25 protein-coding genes are annotated in these 21,827 nt (G+C 72.0%); 23 read left to right on the top strand and 2 right to left on the bottom strand.

Going from position 1 to position 21,827, the window contains the following annotated elements; all coding sequences use genetic code 11:
• The first annotated feature begins 18 nt into the window (after window positions 1-18).
• The 14 genes from AWW66_RS03375 (at window position 19) to AWW66_RS03315 (ending at window position 11,370) form a co-directional block, all read left to right on the top strand.
• Window positions 19-618 (top strand): GIY-YIG nuclease family protein, encoded by a 600-nt coding sequence (locus AWW66_RS03375; RefSeq protein ID WP_067359818.1) that lies wholly within the window; start codon window positions 19-21, stop codon window positions 616-618.
• A 568-nt stretch (window positions 619-1,186) separates the two neighbouring features.
• Window positions 1,187-1,756 carry a hypothetical protein gene (locus AWW66_RS35885; RefSeq protein ID WP_281179553.1) on the top strand — a complete coding sequence of 190 codons (570 nt, stop codon included), beginning with the start codon at window positions 1,187-1,189 and terminating at the stop codon, window positions 1,754-1,756.
• Window positions 1,692-3,275 (top strand): hypothetical protein, encoded by a 1,584-nt coding sequence (locus AWW66_RS03365; protein ID WP_157527114.1) that lies wholly within the window; start codon window positions 1,692-1,694, stop codon window positions 3,273-3,275. The genes AWW66_RS35885 and AWW66_RS03365 overlap by 65 nt, the downstream gene beginning before the upstream one ends.
• Window positions 3,276-3,294: 19 nt before the next feature.
• Window positions 3,295-4,680 carry a phage portal protein gene (locus tag AWW66_RS03360; protein ID WP_067359816.1) on the top strand — a complete coding sequence of 462 codons (1,386 nt, stop codon included), beginning with the start codon at window positions 3,295-3,297 and terminating at the stop codon, window positions 4,678-4,680.
• The gene (locus AWW66_RS03355; RefSeq protein WP_067359815.1) at window positions 4,677-5,663 is read left to right on the top strand and encodes an HK97 family phage prohead protease; all 987 of its coding nucleotides are present in this window, start codon (window positions 4,677-4,679) and stop codon (window positions 5,661-5,663) included. Before AWW66_RS03360 ends, AWW66_RS03355 begins: the two co-directional genes overlap by 4 nt.
• Before the next feature lie 6 nt (window positions 5,664-5,669).
• Window positions 5,670-7,115 carry a phage major capsid protein gene (locus tag AWW66_RS03350; RefSeq protein WP_067359814.1) on the top strand — a complete coding sequence of 482 codons (1,446 nt, stop codon included), beginning with the start codon at window positions 5,670-5,672 and terminating at the stop codon, window positions 7,113-7,115.
• Window positions 7,116-7,181: 66 nt separating this feature from the next.
• Window positions 7,182-7,709 (top strand): hypothetical protein, encoded by a 528-nt coding sequence (locus AWW66_RS03345; RefSeq protein ID WP_067359813.1) that lies wholly within the window; start codon window positions 7,182-7,184, stop codon window positions 7,707-7,709.
• Window positions 7,706-8,188, top strand: coding sequence for a hypothetical protein (locus AWW66_RS03340; RefSeq protein WP_067359812.1), 483 nt, complete (start codon window positions 7,706-7,708; stop codon window positions 8,186-8,188). The genes AWW66_RS03345 and AWW66_RS03340 overlap by 4 nt, the downstream gene beginning before the upstream one ends.
• Window positions 8,181-8,843, top strand: coding sequence for a hypothetical protein (locus AWW66_RS03335; RefSeq protein ID WP_067359811.1), 663 nt, complete (start codon window positions 8,181-8,183; stop codon window positions 8,841-8,843). The genes AWW66_RS03340 and AWW66_RS03335 overlap by 8 nt, the downstream gene beginning before the upstream one ends.
• A gap of 218 nt (window positions 8,844-9,061) precedes the next feature.
• Complete coding sequence (locus tag AWW66_RS03330; RefSeq protein WP_067359810.1) at window positions 9,062-9,751, top strand: hypothetical protein; 690 nt, start codon at window positions 9,062-9,064, stop codon at window positions 9,749-9,751.
• A 1-nt stretch (window position 9,752) separates the two neighbouring features.
• On the top strand, window positions 9,753-9,944 hold the full coding sequence (locus AWW66_RS03325; protein WP_067359809.1) for a hypothetical protein: 192 nt from the start codon (window positions 9,753-9,755) through the stop codon (window positions 9,942-9,944).
• Window positions 9,928-10,740: a hypothetical protein gene (locus AWW66_RS03320; RefSeq protein ID WP_067359808.1), complete on the top strand. Its 813-nt coding sequence runs from the start codon at window positions 9,928-9,930 to the stop codon at window positions 10,738-10,740. Before AWW66_RS03325 ends, AWW66_RS03320 begins: the two co-directional genes overlap by 17 nt.
• Window positions 10,737-10,913 carry a hypothetical protein gene (locus AWW66_RS33350; protein WP_157527112.1) on the top strand — a complete coding sequence of 59 codons (177 nt, stop codon included), beginning with the start codon at window positions 10,737-10,739 and terminating at the stop codon, window positions 10,911-10,913. The genes AWW66_RS03320 and AWW66_RS33350 overlap by 4 nt, the downstream gene beginning before the upstream one ends.
• Window positions 10,906-11,370, top strand: a complete 465-nt coding sequence (locus AWW66_RS03315) for a hypothetical protein (protein ID WP_067359807.1) — start codon at window positions 10,906-10,908, stop codon at window positions 11,368-11,370. Before AWW66_RS33350 ends, AWW66_RS03315 begins: the two co-directional genes overlap by 8 nt.
• On the opposite strand, the gene AWW66_RS03310 is transcribed toward AWW66_RS03315, so the two are convergent.
• On the bottom strand, window positions 11,367-11,690 hold the full coding sequence (locus tag AWW66_RS03310; RefSeq protein WP_157527110.1) for a hypothetical protein: 324 nt from the start codon (window positions 11,688-11,690) through the stop codon (window positions 11,367-11,369). The genes AWW66_RS03315 and AWW66_RS03310 overlap by 4 nt on opposite strands.
• A 43-nt stretch (window positions 11,691-11,733) precedes the next feature.
• Here AWW66_RS03310 and AWW66_RS03305 point away from each other — a divergent pair, with 43 nt between their 5' ends.
• From AWW66_RS03305 to AWW66_RS03265, 9 genes are read left to right on the top strand one after another with little or no spacing between them, the layout of a single operon-like run.
• Window positions 11,734-12,174 (top strand): HK97 gp10 family phage protein, encoded by a 441-nt coding sequence (locus AWW66_RS03305; RefSeq protein ID WP_157527109.1) that lies wholly within the window; start codon window positions 11,734-11,736, stop codon window positions 12,172-12,174.
• Between the two features lie 14 nt (window positions 12,175-12,188).
• Window positions 12,189-12,689: a phage tail tube protein gene (locus tag AWW66_RS03300; RefSeq protein ID WP_157527108.1), complete on the top strand. Its 501-nt coding sequence runs from the start codon at window positions 12,189-12,191 to the stop codon at window positions 12,687-12,689.
• Complete coding sequence (locus tag AWW66_RS03295; RefSeq protein WP_067359803.1) at window positions 12,686-13,273, top strand: hypothetical protein; 588 nt, start codon at window positions 12,686-12,688, stop codon at window positions 13,271-13,273. The genes AWW66_RS03300 and AWW66_RS03295 overlap by 4 nt, the downstream gene beginning before the upstream one ends.
• A 14-nt stretch (window positions 13,274-13,287) precedes the next feature.
• On the top strand, window positions 13,288-13,566 hold the full coding sequence (locus tag AWW66_RS03290; protein WP_083978179.1) for a hypothetical protein: 279 nt from the start codon (window positions 13,288-13,290) through the stop codon (window positions 13,564-13,566).
• Between the two features lie 18 nt (window positions 13,567-13,584).
• Window positions 13,585-16,305, top strand: a complete 2,721-nt coding sequence (locus AWW66_RS03285) for a phage tail tape measure protein (protein ID WP_067359802.1) — start codon at window positions 13,585-13,587, stop codon at window positions 16,303-16,305.
• A complete protein-coding gene (locus tag AWW66_RS03280) occupies window positions 16,305-17,171 on the top strand; it encodes a phage distal tail protein (RefSeq protein WP_067359801.1) in 867 nt (288 codons plus the stop codon). The genes AWW66_RS03285 and AWW66_RS03280 overlap by 1 nt, the downstream gene beginning before the upstream one ends.
• 3 nt (window positions 17,172-17,174) lie before the next feature.
• The gene (locus tag AWW66_RS03275) at window positions 17,175-18,221 is read left to right on the top strand and encodes a hypothetical protein (protein ID WP_157527106.1); all 1,047 of its coding nucleotides are present in this window, start codon (window positions 17,175-17,177) and stop codon (window positions 18,219-18,221) included.
• Window positions 18,222-20,621, top strand: a complete 2,400-nt coding sequence (locus AWW66_RS32335) for an alkaline phosphatase D family protein (protein ID WP_083978178.1) — start codon at window positions 18,222-18,224, stop codon at window positions 20,619-20,621.
• The gene (locus tag AWW66_RS03265; protein WP_157527104.1) at window positions 20,612-21,361 is read left to right on the top strand and encodes a hypothetical protein; all 750 of its coding nucleotides are present in this window, start codon (window positions 20,612-20,614) and stop codon (window positions 21,359-21,361) included. Before AWW66_RS32335 ends, AWW66_RS03265 begins: the two co-directional genes overlap by 10 nt.
• On the opposite strand, the gene AWW66_RS03260 is transcribed toward AWW66_RS03265, so the two are convergent.
• Window positions 21,362-21,787: a hypothetical protein gene (locus tag AWW66_RS03260; protein WP_067359798.1), complete on the bottom strand. Its 426-nt coding sequence runs from the start codon at window positions 21,785-21,787 to the stop codon at window positions 21,362-21,364.
• Window positions 21,788-21,827 lie beyond the last annotated feature (40 nt).

Here is a 21,827-nt window from a genome sequence, read left to right as displayed (position 1 = left end):
CCTCAGGCAGGTGAGCTGATGGAACAACTCCACGGCGTCGAGTTCGTGACCACCAACGAGGCCTGCGCCCAACTCGGACCCGACATCACCCCGTACGTCATCAACAACTGGGTCCGCCGCGGCCTCCTCACACCCGCCGGCCGTCTTCCCGGCCGCTCCCACCTGTTCAAGTGGGACGACATCGTCGAAGTCGAACGCCGCACACGAACCTCACCCAAGGGCCGCAAGCGCAAGGTCACACTCACCGCTCACTTGCCAAAGATCACCTCCGACGCCACAATGACGGAGCTTCCCTCGGAGACGGATGCTGCCCAAAAGCGGACAGGAAGCATCGTTCCGCCCCCTGACCGGCCGGTCGTCTACTACATCGCCTTCGCCGACCGGGTGAAGATCGGCCACAGCCGAGCACTCCGCACCCGGCTCGACAACCTGCCCCACGACGAAGTGCTCGCCGTCGAGCCCGGCCAACGCGACCTCGAACAGATGCGCCACCGGCAGTTCGCTGACCAGCGGATTACCGGCGAGTGGTTCCGTCACGACGCGGCGCTCCGATCGCACATCGAGATGCTGATCGACCACTTCGGACCGCCCGAGCATGTTCTCGGGTGGAGACCGTGACCACTCGTCAGTAGGCGAACAGCCCGGCTGAGCCCCACGGCTCCCGGGCTGTTTCCGTACCCACCACCCGACCAGGGCAGGCACCCACCGGCACCCCACCCCCACCCCCCACCCCCGCCCACCCGGGCACAGCCGCCGGAGGTGACCCATGCCCCGCAACCCACCCCAGCGGCGACGCCTCACCACCACCCAACAAGGACTCGGGTGGGAACACCAGCAGGCACGGGCCAAGGCCCTACCCAGGGCATGGGGCACCCCCTGCCCCTACTGCCACCAGCTCATGCTGCGAGGACAAGACCTCGACCTCGACCACGCACAACCCCGCGCCCTCGGCGGCCACCACGGCCCCCGCCGCATGGCACACGCCCACTGCAACCGGTCAGCAGGCGCCAGGCTGGGAGCCCAGCTCCGACGAATGCGACGAGCGACCACCGAACGTCACTCACGGCAATGGTGACAGAGCGTGAGGGACAGGGGGGTGGGGTCCGGACGGATCAACCCAGCACCCTGACCCGCCCACGCCTCAGGGGAATCTCCCCCCGTAACGCTGATCTTGGGAGGTGCCCCCTTGGCCGACCGGACGGTAGCGGAGCGTGTTCGCCGGCATCGGGCGCACAAAGCCGGTGATCACAGCCTCTGCCTGCCAGACCGGGAGGACTGCCTACCGCAGCCCGTGGAGGTGCCGCCGCCCGTTGCGACCGTTACCGGCAAGGATCTGCCGGTCGCACCGTCCGGGCTGCGGGATCGGGGCGCCCGGTTGTGGGCGGCGACGGTGGCGGAGACGCCGGGGATGACGGTTCGGGACCTGGTGCTGCTGGAGGAGGCCTGCCGTACGGCGGACCGCCTGGACCGGCTCGACGCGATCCTGAACGGCCGCGACGCGGTGTGGGTGCGGCTGCGGCAGGCCCGGGGCGATGGGCCGGTGACGCTCGTGGTCGACCAGGTGCTCACGGAGTCGCGGCAGCAGCAGGCGGCCCTGGCCCGGATGCTCCAGCAGCTCGGGCGCGGCCGTCGGGCGGTGCCGCCGCCGACCGGACGGCCGGAGGGCAGCGCAGCGAAGGGCGGTGAGGGTCGTGCCGGTGTCGCTGACCTCACCGCTCGGATTGCCGATGCGCGGCGCGCGCAGGCCACGGGTTGAGACCCACCCGGAGTACGTCGACAGCTTCGGGGCCGAAGCGGCTGAGCTGATGGTGCGGGCCGGCCGGCCGCTGGACGACTGGCAGCAGGACTCGATCACGCTGATGCTGTCCACCCGCCCCGACGGCAAGTGGGCCTGCTGGGAGCACTGCGAGTGGGTCACCCGCCAGAACGGCAAGGGCGGCATCTTGGAGGCCCGCGCCCTGGCCGGGTTCCTCCTCCTCGGCGAGCAGCTCATCATGTGGTCGGCGCACGAGCTCAAAACCGCCATGGAAGCGTTCCGGCGGATGAAGGCGCTCGTCAAGGCGCTGGGCACGATGGTCGGCGACGACGAGAACCTGTGGGACGTCGACGGGATCCGCGTCAAGATCACCAGCAGCCACAACGAGGAGGGCTTCGAGCGCCTCGACACGGGCGCGCGGATCCGGTTCATTGCCCGCTCGAAGGGCTCCGGCCGCGGATTCTCGGGCGACTGCAACATCATCGACGAGGCGTACGCCCTGACCGTCGACCAGCACTCGGCGCTGCTCTACACCGTGTCGGCCATCCCGAACTCCCAGATCATCTACACCAGCTCGCCGCCGCTGACCGGCACCACCGGAGCGGTGATGTACGCGCTGCGGCACCGCGGCGACCCGACGGCCCCGCGTACCCGCGAGGACGGCCCGTGGGAGCAGGACCCGTCGCTCGGGTACCGCGACTACGGCCTGGGCGGCGATCTCGACAACCTCGAAGGCGTCGACCTCGCCGACCCCGCGAACTGGGCTGCGACGAACCCGTCGCTGGAAGTCCGGCGGTCGAACGGCACTGGCCAGACGCTCGAAGGCATCGACCGCGAGCTGCGGGCGGCGAAGGCGGACCTGGCGGGCTGGGCGCGGGAGCGGCTGGGTATCTGGCCCCGGCGGATCGACGACAGCAACCCGCGCTGGCAGATTATCGCCGAAGGGTCCTGGCTGGGGCAGCTCGACACCCGGGCGGTGATGGGCGAGCCGCTCGTCTTGGCCGTCGACGTCACTCCGGACCGGACGTGGGCGGCGATCGCCGCGTGCGGGCCGAGACTCGCCGGCGGCCGGGTCGTCGACGTCATCGACCACGAGCCCGGCACGAAGTGGATCGTCGATCGGCTGAAGGTGCTGGCCGAACGGCACCGGCCGCTGGCGGTCGTGGTCAGCGACAAGGCGATCGCCGACGCGGCGGACGGGGCCGAACTCGAGGACGGCACGAAGCTGAAGGTGATCCGCGCTGGCGTCGCCGACCTGGTCGCCGCCGCCGGGAGCATCTACGACGGGTTGACCGGCACAGACGACGCGAAGCCGGACCTGTGGCATCTCGGCCAGCCGATGTTGACCACCGCGGCGGCCGGCGCGACGAAGCGCGTCATCGGCGACGGGTGGGCGTTCAACCGCCGCGACATCACGACGGACATCTGCCCGTTGGTGGCCGCGTCCCTCGCGGTCTGGGCGCTGGGCACGGTCCGGATCCATTCCCCTGCGGCTCCCAGGCCGTTCGCGATGACCTGACGAAAGGGGGGCCGGCTGCGTGACCTCCTACGAGCTACAGCGTGGTCTGCTGGTGCCGGAGAGCGCCCGGTCGACTCGCAGCTCCTTGTCGATGCAGGACTTCGCGGAGCTGTTCAGCTTCGGGAGTTCGGCGTACCCGTTCCTCCAGACGTCGATGGGGACGTTGAACGAGGAGGCGATCGGGGCGACGCTGACGCAGGTCGCCCGGTCCAACGGGCCGACGTTCGCCCTGATCCTGGCCAGGATGCAGCTCTTCGCTCAGATCCGGTTCCAGTGGACCCGGTGGGTGGGCGGGGCCCCGGCGGACCTGTTCGGGTCACAGGAGCTCGCGGTCCTGGAGCGGCCCTGGCCGGGCGGGACGACGGCGGACCTGCTGACCCGCATGGAGCTGGACGTGTCGACGGCCGGCAACTCGTACGTCCGCCGGCTGCGCCGGCAGCGGCAGTCGCGGCTGGTCCGGCTGCGCCCCGAGTGGATGTACATCGTCCTCGGCTCGGAGGAAGACGCGGAGCGGCCGGAAGAAGCGGCGGACGTCGAGCTGGCCGGCTACGTGTACAAGCCGCCGAATGGGCAGATGAAGGTGCTGCTGCCGGACGAGGTGGCGCACTACGCACCGATCCCCGACCCCGACGGCGTGTTCCTCGGGATGTCGTGGATGACGCCAGTGATCCGGGACCTGTCCGGCGACAACCTGATGACGGACCACAAGCGGGCGTTCCTGAGGAACGCGGCGACGCCGAACATGGTGATCCGGTTCGATCCGGGCATCAACGTCCAGGCGGTGAAGGACTTCAAGGAGGTCTTCGAGGCCGAGCACGCCGGGGCGTGGAATGCGTACAAGACCCTCTACTTGGGCGGCGGCGCGGACGCGAAGGCGATCGGCGCGGACATGAAGCAGTTGGACTTCGCGGTCATCCAGGGCAAGGCCGAGTCTCGGTTGGCGTCGGCCGCCGGAGTGCCGCCGTCCTGGGTCGGCTTCTCGGAGGGCTTGCAGGGGTCAGCGCTCAATGCGGGGAACTTCACGGCAGCCCGTAGGAGGTTGTCCGACGGGACGCTCCAGGACCTGTGGGGCAAGGTGGCTTCCGCCCTGGAGGTGCTGCTCGACCGGCCCGACAACGGGGCCAGCCTGTGGTTCGCCACGAAGGGCATTCCATTCCTGCACATGGATGCAGCGGATGCGGCGAAGGTGCAGTCCACCGAGGCGCTGACGATCACCGCCCTGGTGCGTGACGGCTTCACCGCGCAGAGCGCGATCGAGGCGGTGCAGACCTCGGACTGGTCGCGGCTCGTGCACACCGGCCGGGTCAGCGTCCAGCTCCAAACCCCCGGCGAAGGCGGCGACGGCGGGTCATCCGGCAGCGACGACAGCGCCGGAGAGGCGCCGCAGGGAGGTACCGAGACATGACGGTGACCGAGGTGGACCCGCGCCAGGTCCTGCGCCAGGAGGTGCGGGCGCACTTCTTCGAGTTCAGGGCGACCGAGCCGGGCGACGACGAGCCGAACGACGGGCGCACGCTGCGCGGATACGGTGCGGTGTTCGACCAGCCGACCGTCATCGAGTCGTGGGCCGGCAGCTTCGAGGAGGTCGTGAAGCGCGGCGCGTTCCGCAAGACCCTGCGGGAGCGGCAGCCGGTCATGCAGTTCGACCACGGAAACGACAAGCGCGTCGGATCCGTGCCCATCGCCTCGATCGAGGAGCTGTACGAGGACGACGAGGGTCTGTTCACCCGGGCGCGGCTCTTCGCCAACGACGTGGTCGAGCCGATCCGCCAGGCCGTCGAGGGCAAGGCCATCCGCGGCATGTCGTTCAAGTTCCGCGTCGTCAAGGACCAGTGGGTCGACCGCGACGGGAAGAAGATCAAGGACGACGAGCTGTCCGACCTGCTGCGTGACCCGGGCGACCGCGGCCCGGTCCGGCGGGAGATCCTCGAGGTGCAGCTCTTCGAGCTGGGGCCGGTGGTGTTCCCGGCCTACGAGCAGACCAGCGTCGGCGTCCGGTCGGGCCTGCCGGCCCGGTCGCCCTTCGACCGCAACCAGGTCGCCCTGCGAGGGGTGATCGCCCAGTTCGGGCTGGACGCCCGCTGCATCAAGCGGCACCTCGGCGTCTTCGACGCTGACGCCCGCCGGGCCCTGGCCGAGGAGATCGCCGGGACGTTCCCTGAGCTCCTGGAGGTGCTCGCGGCACGTGCCGCCGCGCCCCCGGCCGTTCCGCTGCCCGTCGAGGGCGGCCCCGAGACCACTGACGAGCCGGCCTCCGCCACTCGGCAGCCCAGCACCAACGAGCCGGCCCCGGTGGCCACTCGCACGCACCAGACCACCGAGCCGGTGACGCGCCACTCGGTCCGTCCGTCCCGAGGTGCCACCTGGTACCTCCCATCCCGAAGGTAGGAGCAGATGGCGGAGGAGATCCGCAGCATCGAGGACCGCGAGGCGCGCATCAAGGAGATCGACCAGCGCCTGGCCGAACTCGACGAGCAGTACGAGAACGAGCAGATGCCCGACCACGTGCGCGACGAGTGGAACTCGATCAACGCCGAGCGTGACGAGCACGCCTCCACCGTGGCGGAGCTGCGGGCCCGTAAGGAGCGGCTCGCGGGCATCGCCGCGACCGGCCGCGGCATGGAGCGGGCGCCGGTGGACACGCCGGCGTTCGTCCGGCAGCGCAGCGACGACGAGGTGTACGACCTGGCCGCCGCCCGCTTCCAGTCCCGCTCGGACGAGGAGTACCGGGAGCGGCTGCACGGCAACGCGATGCGCATCGTGGAGCGGTCCACGTTCCCGGGGCAGTCCCGGGAGCGGTGCCAGGCGCGGGCGGCCGAGCTGCTCGACACCGTCGACGATATGCGGGGCACCCTGGCCCGGCGGATCATCACCACGGGCAACCCGGTGTACGAGCGGGCGTTCGGGAAGGCGGTGATCTCCCGGAGCACCAACGGCCTGTCCCACGAGGAGCAGCGGGCGCTGTCGCTCGGGTCGGACCCGGACGGCGGGTACGCGGTGCCGTACCAGCTCGACCCGACGGTGATCCTGACCGACGACGGCAGCATCAACCCGCTGCGGCAGATCAGCCGGGTGGAGCGGATCGTCGGCAAGGAGTGGCAGGGCCTCACCTCCGAGGGTGTGGTGGCCACCCGTACGCCGGAGGTCGCCGAGGCGACCGACGACTCGCCGGAGTTCGAGCAGCCCACCGTCCGCCCCAGCGCGGTGCACGTGTTCGTGCCGTTCTCGATGGACCTGGACCAGGACTGGCCGCGGCTGCGGTCGGAGCTGGCCCGCATGTTCGGCGAGGCGAAGGACAACGAGGAGGCGGTGTCGTTCATCTCCGGCAACGGTTCGCTGATCTCCGGCGGCGGCCACAACCCGGAGGGCATCGTCGCCGGCCTGCCGGCCGGGTCCGTGGTCGACGACGGGGCCGGGTTCACCAGCCAGACGCTGTACGACATGGAGACCGGCGACGACGGCCTCGGGGCGCGGTGGCGGGCCCGGGCCCGGTGGCTGGCCAACCGGGCCATCTACAACCTGGTCCGGCAGTTCGCCGACTCGGACGGCCCGGACCTGTGGGTGCGGCTCGGCGCCGGCCTGCCGCCGGAGCTGATCGGCTACCCGGCGCACGAGGCGTCGCAGATGTCGGCGACCCCTGCCGGCAGGTACCTGGTGTTCGGCGACTTCCAGCAGTACCTGATCGTCGACCGGGTCGGCATGACGGTCGAGCTGGTACCGCACGTGTTCGGCGCGAGCCGCCGGATGCCGACCGGTCAGCGGGGCATCTACGCCCGCTGGCGGAACACGACGAAGATCCTCGTGCCGAGCGCCTTCCGCGTCGCGGCCGCCACGTCCTGACCTGCTCCCGGCCGGCGTCCCGCGCTCGTGGGCGCCGGCCGGGGCCCAGTCCCGAAAGGAGCCGCTGTGGACAGCAGCGACCTGGTGGTGGCCCGCACGTCGGGCGTGATCATGCACGAGGGCCGCCGGCACCCAATCCGTCGGGGCGTGACCATCGCCCGGGCGGGCCACCCGCTGGTGGAGAAGAGCCCGAAGCTGTGGCAGCCGCTGCGGGTCCACTACGACCTGCCGGGTGGAGGGCGGCTGACGGCGGGGCCGGCCTCTGGCGTGGCTGCGGTCATCGAGACCTTCGGCGTCGGCGGGGTAGAGCAGGCGACGGCGGCCCCCGGGGAGCTGCGCGACGTGCAGCCCACCCCGGCCCCCGAGGAGCCGGGCGGGGCCGCCGAGGGCCAGGAAGGTCCGGCCGCCGAACCCGAGCCCGAGCCGGCCCCGGAGGGTGAGTCGCCGCGGCGGCCGCCGACGTCGGGCCCCGGGTCGGGCAACGACGCCTGGCGGCGGCACGCGGCCGACAAGACCCGCACCCCGCTGAAGCAGTGGGCGTCGAAGAACCGTGACGACATCCGCCGCGAGCTGTACGGCGAGGGCGGCGAATGACCGAGGGCCTGGCCGCCGAGGTGGCCGGGTGGCTACAGGCGAACGGCGTCGACCCGGAGAGCGTCCCCGAGGACGCCCCGCCGCCGACCATCGCCGGTGGTCTCCTGACGGTCACCACGTACGCGGTCACCGAGTCCGGCGACATGCACGTCGACCCGGCGACGGGCCGGCCGACGCTGACCTCGGTGACCGGTCCGCTGGAGGTGTGGCCGTCGCCGGCTGTCGCGGCCTGGCTCGCCGGCGAGGAACTCCCCGGCACCGTCGACGCGGAGCTGCTGGTGGTGGAACCCGGGGACACCCTGCTCATACGGGTCGACCCGGACACCCCGCTGGAAACGGTCCGCGCGATGAAGGCGGACCTCGACGCCTGGGTGGTCGAGCACCTGCCCGACGTGCGGGTGGTGGTCATCGCCTGCGACCAACTGGGCGTGTACCGGCCGTCTCGGCCGGCCGAGGAGCCTGGGGCGTCCGGTGGGTGACGGGCCGACCTGGTCGATCCTGATCCCCACCATCAGCGAGCGGGACCGGCTGTTCCGCCGGCTCCTGGACGTGCTCCTGCCGCAGCTCGACGCGCACGACGGCCGGGTGCGGGTGGTCGGCTGGTGGAACAACGGGGTGCCGCCGCTGCCCGTGGTCCGGCAGACGCTGATGCGGGACGCGGCCACGGACTACGTCAGCTTCGTGGACGACGACGACCTGGTCGTGGACGACTTCGTGGCCGCCGTCGTCGAGGCCTTAGCGACCCGGCCGGATCACGTCGGGTTCCGGGTCGCGTACCACGTCGACGGGTTCCTCCAGGAGGAGGTCGACCACAGCCTGCGGCACCGCCGGTGGCGCCGCGACCGCGTGGCCGGCCTGGTCCGGGACTTCACCCACCTCGACCCGATCCGCACTGACCTGGCGCTGCGGGGCGACTTCCGGCGGGCCCGGCGTGGCCACCCCGAGGACCGGATGTGGGTCGGGCAGGTCCGCCCGCACCTGCGCAGCGAGGTGTACGTGGGACGGGTGCTCTACCACTACCTGTACTCGCCGGCCGGGTCGGCGTGGCAGCGGGCGGGCCAGCTCCAAGCGACCCGACCTCGGCCGGTCGTAAAGCATCCGTACTTCGCGTGGCATCCGGAGTCGGGGCACTGATGGCCGGGAGATGCGACGGCTGGAGTTCACGGCCACGACGTACGACACCGATCACTGGCCGCCGGAAGAGCGGGCCGCTGCCGAGGCCAGCGCTGAGGAGGGCTACCACGACTGAGTGTTCGGCCAGCTCCACGAGGCGATGCGCCGGGCTGGGCAGGCGTTCATCGACGAGCACCCTGACCTGTTCGTCTGCGAGCTGATGTGACGGGAGGATCACGGTGGCTGACCTGCTGGTGATCGTTCCGTCTCGTGGCCGCCCGCAGTCCGTGGCTCGGCTCGTCGACGCCTGGGAGAGTACCGGCGCGTACGAGCGGGCCCGGCTGGCGTTCGCGGTCGACGGCGACGACCCGTGCCACGGGGCGTACGAGGGCCAGGCCAGTGACCAGTCTCTGATGCTGACGATCACCCGCTGGCTGCCGATGGTCCACAAGCTCGACCGGATCGCTGCCGGGCTGGCCCGGGACTACTTCGCGGTGGGGTTTGCCGGCGACGACCATGTGCCGCGCACGCCGGGCTGGGCCGGCCGGTACGTTGACGAGCTGCGCCAGCTCGGCACCGGGATCGTGTACGGCGACGACGGCCACCAGGGCGAGCGGCTGCCCACCCAGTGGGCGATGACCGCCGACATCGTCCAGGCGCTGGGCCGGATGGTGCCGGCGCCGGTCGAGCACCTGTACTGCGACAACAGCGTGCTGGACCTCGGCCGGTCGGCCGGCTGCATCCGGTACCTGCCTGACGTCGTGGTCGAGCACATGCACCCGGTCGCCGGGAAGGCGGAGTCCGACGACCAGTACCGGCGGGTCAACGGCCGTGACCAGTTCGGCCGGGACGGCCGGGCCTACCGGCGGTGGCGGCGGTCCGGGCTGCGCGTCGACGCGGCGACGATCCGCAAGCTGAGGGAGGTGTGAGGTGCAGAAGCTGGCCCCCGGCGGCACGGTGATCCCGCCGCGCCTGGCCGTCGACCCTCGGCTGACCGACGAGGACGTGCGGTGGCTCAACGACCACCTGGCCCTCACCGCCGACCCGCCGGTCCGGTACGCGCGGGCCGTGCCGGTGCCGCCACCCCCGGGAGGAAGGAACACCCGTGCTCGACGTCGGTGACACCGCCCGCCTCACCTGGGACGTCGGATCGAGCCCGGCCACGTTCGACGCCCGGGTGCGGCTGCCCGACGGCACCCAGACCACCCTGACGACCACCGAGGAGCCGCCCGGCCGGTATACGGCCGAGTACGTGGTGGCTCAGCACGGCCGGCACCTCGTGTCGGCGGTGGCCACCGGACCGGCGTGGGCCGACGTCGACGTGTTCAACGCCGCCCCGCCGGACTGGCCGGCGATCGTTGGCCTGGCCGAGGCGAAGAAGCACCTCGACATCCCCCTCGACGACCACTCCGACGATGACGAGCTGCGCGGCTTCATCTTGTCGGCGTCGATGGTGGTGGAGGACGTCGTCGGGGTGGTCGCCCGCCGCACGGTCACCGAGACCGCCAGCGGCGGCGGTCGGAACATCGTCCTGGAGAAGCCGCCGGTCCTCGAGGTCGTGGACGTCCGCGTCGACGGCGTCCTGGTGGATCCGGCCGTCTACCGGTGGTCGCCGTCGGGGCTGCTCACCCACCAGGGCGGCTGGCCGGGTGGGCTGCGGTCCGTCGAGATCACCTACCTGGCCGGGAAGTTGGTCGTGCCGCCGAACATCGTGAACGCGACGTTGGAGTTGCTGCGGATCAACTGGAGGCCGCAGGAGGGCGGGAACTATGCCCCGTTCGACGGCGGCGGCGGGGACGACTTCGGTAACGCTGGCTTGGAGGCGTCGTTGCAAGGGAACCTCAGGCTCGGCTTCTTTGTGCCGAACACCGTGATCCAGAGGTTGCAGCCGGACCAGCGCGGGCCGGTGGTCCTGTGAATCGGCTCCGGCGGCTGGTCTGCCGCATCGCCGGCCACCGGCCCTACACGCTGATCACCGGGCTGGACTGGGACGTCGACTTCTTCCGGGTCACCGGGACACGGACCGGGTGCACACGCTGCGGCACGTACGACGCCCCGGCCGGTGCGAGGGGGGTGGTCTGGCGTGGGTAGCAGCGTCCCCGCAGCCCTGGAGTACCTCGCCGCGACCACCGCCACCCTCGCCCCGGTGCAGCAGCTCCGGGCGGCGGTGGTCGACGGCTGGCCGGCTGTGCGCGGCGACGTCCTCATCGTCTACGGAGTGGTGCCCGGCGACGGCGACTCCGACGCGGCGACCCCGGTCGCCGAGCTGTCCCGCGAGGACTACGAGGCCGTCCAGGTGCCAGCGGTCGTCATCGTCCGCCGGGCCGCCGCCGGCGCGACCCAGCGGGCCCGCCGCGACGCCTTCGCGCTGCTCGACGCGATCCGGGAGATGATCCGGGCCGACCGGCGGCTCGGCGGGGCGGTCAAGCCGGGCGACCCGGCACGGATGGTCGGCTGGACGATGTCGCAGACCGCCGAGGCCAAGCAGGCCGGCGAGGGCCGGGTCTGCCAGATCGAGTTCACCCTGGGGTGGACCCACCGCGGCTAGTCGCCGAGGATCCACATCCCGAGGCCGAGGATCGCCAGGAACAGCAGCACCGCGCCGACCATGTTGCCCGGCGTCCACTGTGAGTCCACGCCGCTGTCCGCCGGTGTCGTCGTCTGATCGGGCTGGTGGACGTAGCCCTGCGCTTCCAGGCCGCCGACCTTCTCGGCTGCCTGGTCGTCGGTGTCGAAGACGAAGGTCGCGCCCGGCTGCCGGGCGCCCCGGCGCGGGTAGACGGCGATGTGCCAGCCGTCGGGCTGCTGGGTGACCTCGAATCGGGGGCCGGTCGGGTGCGTCCACACGCCGGTCGGGATGCCTGCCATGCCTGCGGACCGTAGCAGCAACCCGTACAGGAGGTGATCCGTCGTGGCGGTGGTCGGCACCAACCAGTTCGGCGAGATGTACGCCGACCTGTCCCAGATCCCCAAGGACGTGCGGAAGGATCTCCGGCCGGCGCTGAAGAAGACCGGGGACCAGGTCGCCGCTGATGCCAAGGGCCGCGCGTCCTGGTCGTCCCGCATCCCCGGTGCGATCCGCGTCAAGGTGCTGTACGGCCGGGGACGCGCCGGGGTGATCATCACGGTCAGCAGGAAGCGGGCACCGCACGCCCGCCCGTACGAGGGCATCGCCGCGCGCCGGGGCAACGCCGCCAACTTCCGTCACCCGCTGTTCGGGAACCGGGAGCGCTGGTACACGCAGCGGACCCGCCCGTTCCTGTTGCCGGCGGCGCAGGCCCGCCGCGCGCAGGTGCGGGCCGACATCGTCAAGGTCGTCGCCGACGCCGCCCGCCGGCGCGGCTTCAAGTGAGCAAGGAGAAGAGCATGGCACCGACCGCGTTGCCGGCCACCGACCGGTACATCAGCCCCGAGGTCACCGTCTACTACTGGGTGCCCGAGATCGCCGACATCAACCAGCCGGACCGCGACGAGCTGGACCACGCGGATGCGTGGGACCTGTCGGCCGAGGTGGCCTCCGCGACCGGCTGGGAGGTCGCCGCCGACCGGGTCGCGGTGCCGGACCTCGGCACCCGCAAGACCGGCCGGATCTCCGGCCGGATCAACCCCGGCGACGCCCAGCTCACCTGCTACGCCAGCCAGGACACCGACGACGTGCGGGCGGTGATCAAGCGCGGTGACCGGGGCAACGTGTTCATCGGCTACGGCGGCGACGTCGCCGGGCAGCACGCCCGGGTGTTCGCCGTCGAGGTCAGCGCGGTGACGCCGACCGTCGACGTCGCCGGCAGCGAGGCCTCCCGCGTGATCCTCGACTTCTCGATCACGGACTGGGCGGAGGACGTCGTCATCCCCGGCCCGGCATCGTGAGCGACACCGGCCAGAGGGAGCGGCTGCTGGGTCGCTCCCGCCCGTCGGTGCCGTACCGGATGCTCGTCGACGAGGCCGGCGCCGCACGCGCCCAGGAGGCCCTGGCGGTGGCGCAGCGGCACCTGCGGCAGGTCACCCTCGCCGACCGGTCGCCGGAGGAGGTGGCCGAGGCCCACGCCCGGGTCGACGCGGCGTCGCGGGAGCTGGACGGCTGCTACGAGACGGTCGTGCTGCGGGCCCTGCCGCTGGTCGGCGAGGTGACGGCCGAGTCGCTGATCGCCGACCATCCGCCGTCCGAGGAGCAGATGGCGGCGGTCAAGGCGAAGCGGGAGGAAGCCCGGCGGGCCGGTGACGAGCTGCCGCCGTGGCCGGCCTGGGACGACGCGACGTTCCGGCCGGCGCTGCTCGCGGCCAGCGCGGAGGGCGCGGGGATGTCCGCCGCCGACTGGGCGGAGATGCTGTCGACCCGCATGTCTGCTGGTGAGGTGCGCGGCCTGTGGGCGGCGTGCGTGGCGATCAACCTGACTGGCCGGGCCGCCGAGCCGGTGGTGCTCCCAAAAGGCTCGACCAGGATGCCCAGCTAGCGCTGGAGCTGGACGTGTCCCGCGCCTACCAGATCCCGCACAGCGCCTTCCTCGGCTGGTCGAAGGACGACCGGGACAAGGCGATCTGGCAGTTCGTGCGGGACAGGTCGCGGTGTGGGCGGTGCGGCACCCGCCCGGACGAGTGGCAGACGGACCACGGCGGCCACCAGCACGCCTACCGGGCGGTCGCTGACCGGTGCCGGGGTTGCGAGCTGCTGGAGACCGAGCAGGAGCAGCTCGCCGGCAAGCAGAACGGCGCCGGGGTGTTCGTGCGCCTGGAGCGGCGCGACTGAGCGAAAGGGCGGTGGCCGGTGGACAAGGATCTGTCGTATCGGCTCTCCGCCGACCCCCGCCAGTTCGAGCGGGGTATGAAGAGCGCCGAGGCGTCCGCGCGGGCGTTCGAGCGGGAGCTGGCGCGGTTGGAGGCCGAACAGGCCCGCGTCGACGCGGCGATGCAGGAGGTCGGTGCCGCGTTCCTCGCCGGCGGGGCGGCGATCATGGCCGGGCTGGTGATGGCCACCCGGGCGGCCATCTCCTGGGAGTCCGCGTGGACGGGCGTAGCGAAGGTCGTCGACGGCACGCCGGCCCAGATGGACGACCTGGAGGAGTCGCTGCGCGGCCTGGCGCGGACCCTGCCCCAGACGCACGAGGAGATCGCCGGGGTCGCCGCGGCGGCGGCGCAGCTCGGTGTGCAGCGGCACAACCTGGTCGCGTTCACCCGCACGATGGTCGACCTGGGCATCGCCACCAACCTCTCCTCGGAAGAGGCTGCGTTCGCGCTGAGCCGGCTGATGAACATCATGCAGACCAGCCCGGACAACGTCGGTCGGCTCGGCGCGTCCATCGTGGAGCTGGGCAACAACTCGGCGACGACCGAGCAGGAGATCGTCGACATGGCGCTGCGGATCGCCGGCGCCGGCAAGACCGTGAGGATGTCGGAGGCCGACGTCCTCGGCTTCGCGGGAGCGTTGTCGTCCGTCGGCATCATGGCCGAGGCCGGCGGTAGCGCGATCTCCCGGGCGTTCATCGCCATCGAGAGCGCGGTCCGAGCCGGCGGCGAGGACCTGGAGACGTTCGCGGCGGTGTCGGGCATGTCCGCCGCCGACTTCGCCAGGGCCTGGGGTCAGGACTCGGCGAAGGCCACGGCCGCGTTCATCCAGGGCCTCGGCCGGATGCAGGCCTCCGGCCAGGACGTGTTCGCCACCCTCAAGCAGCTCGGCCTGTCGGAGATCATCCTCCGCGACGCGCTGCTGCGTCTCGCCGGCGCCGGGGACCTGGTCAGCCGCAGCCTGGACATCGCCAACCGGGGCTGGGACGAGAACACCGCCCTGTTGGAGGAGGCCGAGCGGCGGTACGCCACCGTCGAGTCCCGCATCCAGATCGCCCGGAACAACCTCAACGACTTCGCCATCGACATGGGCAACGTGTTCCTGCCGGCGGTGGGCAAGGCCGCAGATTTGATCTCCGCCCTGGGTGAGGTGCTCGGGAACCTGCCCGGCCCGGTCAAGGTGATCCTGGGGGTGCTCGCCGCCACGACCGCCGCTCTGCTGCTGACCGGCGGGGCGGCCCTGATCGCGGTGCCGCAGATCGTCGCCTACCGGCAGGCGATCGAGTGGCTGGCCAACAGCCAGGGCCGGCTCGCCGCGGCGGCGGTGGCCACCTCCGGGCGGCTCGGCGCGGTCGGCTCGGTGCTCGCCGGTCCGTGGGGCGCGGCGATCGGCGCCGCCGTGGTGGCGCTCATGGCGTTCACGACGGCGCAGGCCAACGCGCGGGCCCAGGCCCGGGACCTAGCGTCGACCCTCGACCAGCAGTCCGGGGCGGTCACCCGCGACACGGAGCTGTGGATCGCCAACGAGCTGACGAAGAAGGGCGTCATCAAGACGGCCGAGCAGTACGGCATCTCGGCGGCGACCCTGACCAAGGCCATCGCGGGTGAGGCCGCCGCGATGGAGGAGGTCAACCGCAAGCTCGACGAGGCCGCGCAGAAGCAGGGCACGATGAAGTCGGCGTGGCGGGGCCTGGTCTCCGGCGACGACGTGGCGAACCTCCGCGAGGACTACGAGGGCCTGTCCGGCACCCTCGGCAAAGCCCAGGAGATGCACAAGGAGCTCAACGCGGCGACCGCCGAGACCCAGAAAGCGACCAGCGACCTGGACCCGGCGACCCGACAGTTGGCCGCCTCGCTGGGGGTGACCGCCAACGAGGCGGACAACCTGGCTGCGGGAATCGACCAACTCGACCAGGAGCTGTCCGCGCTGTTCGACCGGCTGTTCTCCGTGGAGGAGGCCGAGGACGCGGCGGTGTCGGCGATGCGGCGGATGACCGAGGCCGCGCGGGAGAACGGCGGCGCGCTCAAGGGCAACAGCGAGTCGGCGATCACGAACCGGGAGAACGTGCGCCGGCTCATCGAGGCGCACTACGACCAGATCCGCGCCATGGCGGAGTCCGGGGCCACCTCGGGCGAGCTGACCGCGAAGACCGAGCAGTTGCGGCAGAAGTTCATCCAGCAGGCCCGCGCGGCGGGGATGACCGAGTCGGAGATCCAGCGGTACGCCAAAAGCTACGACCAGGTGCCGGGGCTTGTTTCGACCACGATCAAGACCCCCGGGTTGGCCAAGGCCCACGCCGACGTGTCCCGCTTCAAGGAGCTCTGGAACTCGATCAAGGACCGGCAGGTCAGGTTGCGGGCGGTGATGGCCTCGCAGCCCAACCCGGCGTCCGGCATGTCCACCGGTGGTCTCGTTGACGGGCCGAGCGGTTTCGACAACGTGCCGTTCCTCAGCCCGTCCGGTACCACGATGCTCACCCGCGGCGAGTACGTCTCCACCGTGGCCAGCACCAGCCGCAACCGGGCCGCCCTGGAGGCGGCCAACAACGGGGCCCGGCTGGCCGTCGTCGGCAAGCCCGGCGGCACGGCCGGCGCCGGCGGGGGCGGGGACACGTACATCGAGAACGTCAACATCCAGGCGTGGAGCGACCGGTTCTCGCTGCGCCAGATGAACGACGACCTGCGGGTGAGCGGAGCAGCCTGATGGCACTGGCCGAGGGACAGTTCGAGATCCGGGGCTTGGCCATGGGCCCGGGCACCCGGTTCCGGATCACCGACGACACGAATCCGTGGGTGCGGCAGACCCGCGCCGACCAGAGCGGCGGCCTGGCGTGGGGGCACGGCGGCTGGTCCGGGGCCGAGTGGTCCGCCGAGCGGGTGATCTCGTTCGGTGGGCTGATCGGCCCCGGCCGCGACGACGTCGCCGGCGCCCTGGAGGACCTGCACGACCTGGCGGCGGCGTTCGCGCCGACGGGGGTGGCCGGGGACGTGCCGATGCGGTGGCGGCAGGGCGGCCGGGAGTACCTGGCGTATGTGCGGACGCGCATGACCGAGCCGCGCATGGATCTGCTCGGCACCGGCCGGGTGTGGGTGCGGTGCGCGGCCGTCGCCCTGGACCCGTTCATCTACTCGGCGGTCGAGCGGACGGCCGGGCCGCTGGGTGGCCCCACCTGGTCGGGCGGCCTGACCTTCCCGATGACCGTGCCGTTCACGATCGGCGCGACCCAGACCGGGGGTGCCGCCGACCTCGTCAACGAGGGCCGCGCGCCAGCGAGCCTGACCATCCGCTACGACGGCCCCCTGCCGGGCGACAACCGGATCGCGGTCCGGGGCCCGGACGGGGTGACCCGGGTGCAGCGGGTGGTGCCGCCCCTGGCCGCCGGCGAGTGGCTGGAGGTGGACACGCGGGCCCGCACGGTGTGGCTCAACGGCGACCAGCAGTCGTCGCGCCGGTCCGACGTGGTCGGGGACTGGCCGTTGCTGCTGCGCGGCACCAGCGTGCTGCGGCATCTCGCTCCGACCCAGACAGCCGGGACGGTGACCGTCCGGTGGAGAGACACGTGGTGGTGATCAATGCCCTCTGATCCGGGATTCCTCAACAACTCCGTGGCGTTGCCGGTGTCGTACGACGCGGCGGAGACGCGTCGCCTGTTCGGGACGCTGCTGGTCAAGGGGGGCACGGCGGACCGGTTCGGGGCCCGGCAGGGCGTCCACCCGGCCGGCGTCGCCCCCCTGTCCATCTCCGGCTTCACCCTGACCGTGCAGAACATCCAGGGCGTGATCTACCCCGGCCCGAACCTGGGCGGCCCGTACCTGTTCGAGTTGCGGCAGCACAACCGGACGGTCCCGGCGGCGGGCGCCCAGCCCCGCCGGGACATCATCGTCGCCCGGATCTGGAACGACGACGAGGACGGCAGCGGGGCGAAGTCGTTCGACACGGAGTACGTGTCCGGGGTGCCGGCGGCCAGCCCCAGCAAGCCGGGCCTGCCGACGAGGTCGTTCGAGATGGGCGTCATCGACGTCCCGGCGTCCGGTGGCGGCAACCCCACCCTCACGATCACCACCCCGTACACGGTGACGACCGGCGGGATCCTGCCCGTGCGGACGGCGGCCGAGCTGCCGACCACCGGGGTGTACGAGGGCATGTACGCCGACGTGTGGGACGTTGACGCGCTGGTCCGCTGGTCGGGGTCGGCGTGGCAGACGATGGCCGAGGCGCCGACGCCGTACCAGTCGTACACGCCGGATGTCACCGGCGGCGGATCGGCCACGTTCTCCACCCGGGTCGGGTCGTGGAAGCGCATCGCGCACAAGACGGTGCAGTTCACCGCCTACCTGGTGGTGTCGACGGGTGGGTCCGGGTCGGGCACGGTGACGATCACCGCGCCGACCGCCATCGCCCGGACGGTCCGGCAGAGCGTGACCGGCCACCTGGAGGGCCTGTCCACGCCGGGCCTGCGGCACTGCGCGGCCATCGCGTTCACCGGCGGCAGCGGGGCGGTGTTCGACCGGATCCGGATGGACTCCGGGTCCGGCACGAACGGTTTGTCCAACCTGACCGGCGCGGACCTGGCGTCGGGGGTGCTGCTCAACATCACCGGCACGTACGAGGAGGCGTAGTTGACCGTCGTCAACGCCTGGGTCGGCGCCGCCCAACCGAACAGCTTCCGGGTGGTCGCCAAGATCACCGGTAGCTCGGCACGGCTGGCGGTGAGCGACAACGCCGGGCTGACCGGGCCCGCGTACTACGGGCCGGTCACGGCCACCGGCCAGGGCATCGTCTCCATCACCGCGACGGGGCTGACGCCGGCCCGCCGGTACTGGTGGGCGATCTCGGAGGACGGCGGGCCCCTGGCCATGCTGGTGTCCGGGCAGTGCCAGACCCTGCCCGTCACCGGAGAGCCGGCCTCGTTCACCTTCATCGCGTCCGGGGACGCGGGTCTGACCCCGCAGTACCCGGGCACCGGGGCGACCCTCAACAACAACCGGCTCAGCAACCACCCGGTGTTCGACACGATCCGCGCCGCCAACCCGATGTTCTTCGCCCACCTCGGGGACCTGCACTACTACGACCTCGGGTCGGGCAACCACGGGATCGCCGGCGGCGCATCGTTGGCGAACTACCGGAGGGCGATCGACGACGTGCTGCTCCAGGAGCGGCAGCACGCCCTCTACCGCAACGTGCCGCTCGTCTACACCTACGACGACCACGACTACGGGCCCAACGACTCGGACCGGACGGCGGCCGGCCGAGAGAACGTCCAGCGGGTCTACCGGGAGCGGGTGCCGCACTACCCGCTGCCCGCCGAGGACGGCATCTTCCACGCCTTCCAGGTCGGTCGGGTGCTCTTCGTGGTCGCCGACTCCCGCTCCGACCGCGACCCCAACGCCGACCCGGACGGGCCGAGCAAGAGCATGCTCGGTAGCGCCCAGATGGCCTGGCTGGAGCAGCTCCTGCGCGGCTCCGACGCCTCGGCGCTGTGCTGGCTGATGCAAGTCCAGTGGATCAGCGGATTCGTCGACTCCTGGGGCGGATTCCGCCACGAGCAGGGGCAGCTCAAGCAGCTCCTCGGCGACACCGGCTGGCTCGACAAGATCTGGATGATCAACGCCGACAAGCACAGCCTGGGGATCGACACCGGCACCAACAACCTCTGGGGCGGCTTCCCCGTCTTCCTCAGCGCCTCGCTCGACGCCGGCGGCGGCGACAACAACGGCAACTACGACCGCGGCGTGTCCGGCGGCCGGAACCGGTACACCCGGTTCAACGTCCAGGACCAGGGCGACCAGATCCTCGTCAACGGGCAGGCCATGATCGGCATCAGCCCCTGGCGGTCGCACTCGTTCAGCATCCTCACGTCGACGCCCGGCCCCGGACCCGGACCGGACCCCGACCCGGATCCGCCCGCCCCGCCCCGCACCCCGCCCGTCATCACCGACCTGGTCGAGTGGTACGGCTGCGACCTGATCAGCGGCCGGATCATCATGGAGCTACCGCACATGACCGGCACGGTGTCCCGGGTCCTCGGCGCGTACACGTCGTCGTCGCTCACCATGCCCATCCCCATCGCCGGGCCCGGCGCGGTCGGCCCGGCCGCATTCGGGGCGACGCAGCCGGGCACCAGCATGATCGTGTGCGTCGCCAACGACGTGCCGGTGTGGGCCGGGGCCGTGCTGGTCCGGCGGGGCGGCACGGACGGCACCCTCAGCCTGGGATGCGTCAGCCTGGAGGGCTACCTCGACAGGCGGTACGTCACCGACCACTCGTGGATCCAACGCGACGAGGTGTCCGTGATCGCCGCCGGCCTGGCCCGCGACGCCACCACCGAGGGCATCGGGCTGTACATCGACGCGACCCCGTCCGGGGTGCTCCGCGACCGGACGTACGTCGACCAGGACGACGCCACGGTCTACTCCCGGCTGCGCGAGCTGATGGCCGTGCAGAGCGGCCCCGAGTTCACCGTCGACGTCGTCTGGGGTGACGAGACCCGGACCTGGTTCGCCAAGGTGCTGCGGATCGCGCCGCGCATCGGGGTGGCGTCCACCACGCCCCGGGCGGTGTGGACGAGCATCGGCGAGCCGGACACCCAGTACACCCTGACGGAGGACTACTCGGACGGGAAGGGCGCCAACCACCTGCTGGCCACGTCGTCGGGTGAGGGGCAGGACCGGCCGCAGTCGGCGGTGCACCGGCTGATCAACCCGGGCTGGCCGCGCTGGGAGCGACGCTGGTCGCCCGGGTCGTCGATCAGCGAGCGGTCGACCCTGGACGCGCACGCCCGCGCCGAGCTGCGGCAGCTCGCCAACGGCGCGACGACCGTGGAGCTGGACGCCCGCGTCAACGCCTTCCCCCGGATCGGGGTGGACGTGCAGCTCGGCGACGACGCCGGCGCGGACCTGGTCGGCCACCGGCACCCGGGCGGGATCCGACGCTCGGGGCGACTCATCGGATACGAGCTCGACACCAGGGCCAGCCGGTTCAAACCGATCTTGTGGGCGGGAGGCGAATCGTGGCTGTGATCGGCGACGCGGCGTTCAGCCATGGCGACATCATGCGCCGGCTCCGGGACCTGGAGCGGGACATCCGGGCGCAGGCGGCCGGCCGGCGGCTGGAGGCCAGCTCCATCGGCCGAGGCGGCCTGGCGCTGCGCGACGGCGGGTCGATGCGGATCATCGACCGCGACGGGTCGGTGCTGGGCCGGATCGGTGACCTCGGAGACGGCATCCGGGGCACGTGGATCGGCCGGGCCAACGGCGAGCCCGCGATCGGCGCGTACGGCACCGGGGTCGGGGACGACGTCGGTTTCGCCGGCCTCTACGACCGCAGCGGCCAGTACGTCGTCACCGACGACGCCTCCTCCGGCAGAGGGTTGGCCCGGCCGTACATCCCGATCCAGGTCGGGGAGGTCACGCCGCCGACGGCGACGACGACCTCGTCGACGTTCGAGTCCCTCGCGGAGGGGATGGCGAGCTTGCAGCACCCGTGCCTGGTGGTCTACGGGCTGGCGTTGGCGGGGGCGGGGACGGCCGGGGAGGTCCGTGTGTGGCTGGACCACCCCGGCCCGGTCGGCCCGGTCACCACGATCCCGACGGCGGCGTACACGTTCTTCACCATCGGCCCGTTCGCGTTGCCGAGCAGCGGCGAGTACGGGACGCTGCGCAACATCCAGATCCAGGCCCGCCGGACCGCCGGGACCGGCACCCTCGGGGTGCGGGTGTTGTCCGTCCTCGGCCTGGAGTCGAGCTGGGCCCAGGCGTAGCTACTGCTCCCGGTCCTGGTCCCAGGACGGGTTGATCGTCGGCGGCTCCGGCAACGGCCGGCCCGGCGTGGGCGGCGGCACCCGCGACGGCTTCGGGCCGTCGACCGTGCCCGGGGTCTCGGCCGGCGGCGGGCCCGGGTCCTCGGTCTCCGGCGGGTTCGCCGGCGTCTCCGCCGGGTCGGTGGGCTCGGGATCGGTCACGGTCTGCCTCCGGGGCTTCGTCGCCGGCGCGGTCGTCGTGTCGGTAGCGGCCGGCTCGGTTGGGGTCGGCTCGACGCTGGGCGTCGCGCTGCTCTCGTCCGACACGGTACGCACGATCCGCTGCTCCGGCTCGTCCCGGCCGGCGAGCTGCGCGCCGGCGACGCCGCCGACGACGGCGGCCAGGGCGATGCCGGCCGCGCTGATCCCGATGGTGCGGCGGTTCATCTCAGCCTCCTGAATGGATTCGCCACCGACTGTAGGGCGT

The sequence above is a fragment of the Micromonospora rosaria genome (genome assembly GCF_001567585.1).
GTDB classification, from domain to species: Bacteria; Actinomycetota; Actinomycetes; order Mycobacteriales; family Micromonosporaceae; genus Micromonospora; species Micromonospora rosaria.
This window is presented reverse-complemented; position numbering and strand designations above follow the sequence as displayed.

Coding starts and splice junctions, on each gene's coding strand:
- AWW66_RS03340 (WP_067359812.1), top strand. CDS start 7,706: ATGACCGAGGGCCTGGCCGCCGAGGTGGCCGGGTGGCTACAGGCGAAC.
- AWW66_RS03350 (WP_067359814.1), top strand. CDS start 5,670: ATGGCGGAGGAGATCCGCAGCATCGAGGACCGCGAGGCGCGCATCAAG.
- AWW66_RS03375 (WP_067359818.1), top strand. CDS start 19: ATGGAACAACTCCACGGCGTCGAGTTCGTGACCACCAACGAGGCCTGC.
- AWW66_RS03310 (WP_157527110.1), bottom strand. CDS start 11,690: ATGGCAGGCATCCCGACCGGCGTGTGGACGCACCCGACCGGCCCCCGA.
- AWW66_RS03260 (WP_067359798.1), bottom strand. CDS start 21,787: ATGAACCGCCGCACCATCGGGATCAGCGCGGCCGGCATCGCCCTGGCC.
- AWW66_RS03355 (WP_067359815.1), top strand. CDS start 4,677: ATGACGGTGACCGAGGTGGACCCGCGCCAGGTCCTGCGCCAGGAGGTG.
- AWW66_RS03300 (WP_157527108.1), top strand. CDS start 12,189: ATGGCACCGACCGCGTTGCCGGCCACCGACCGGTACATCAGCCCCGAG.
- AWW66_RS03280 (WP_067359801.1), top strand. CDS start 16,305: ATGGCACTGGCCGAGGGACAGTTCGAGATCCGGGGCTTGGCCATGGGC.
- AWW66_RS03275 (WP_157527106.1), top strand. CDS start 17,175: ATGCCCTCTGATCCGGGATTCCTCAACAACTCCGTGGCGTTGCCGGTG.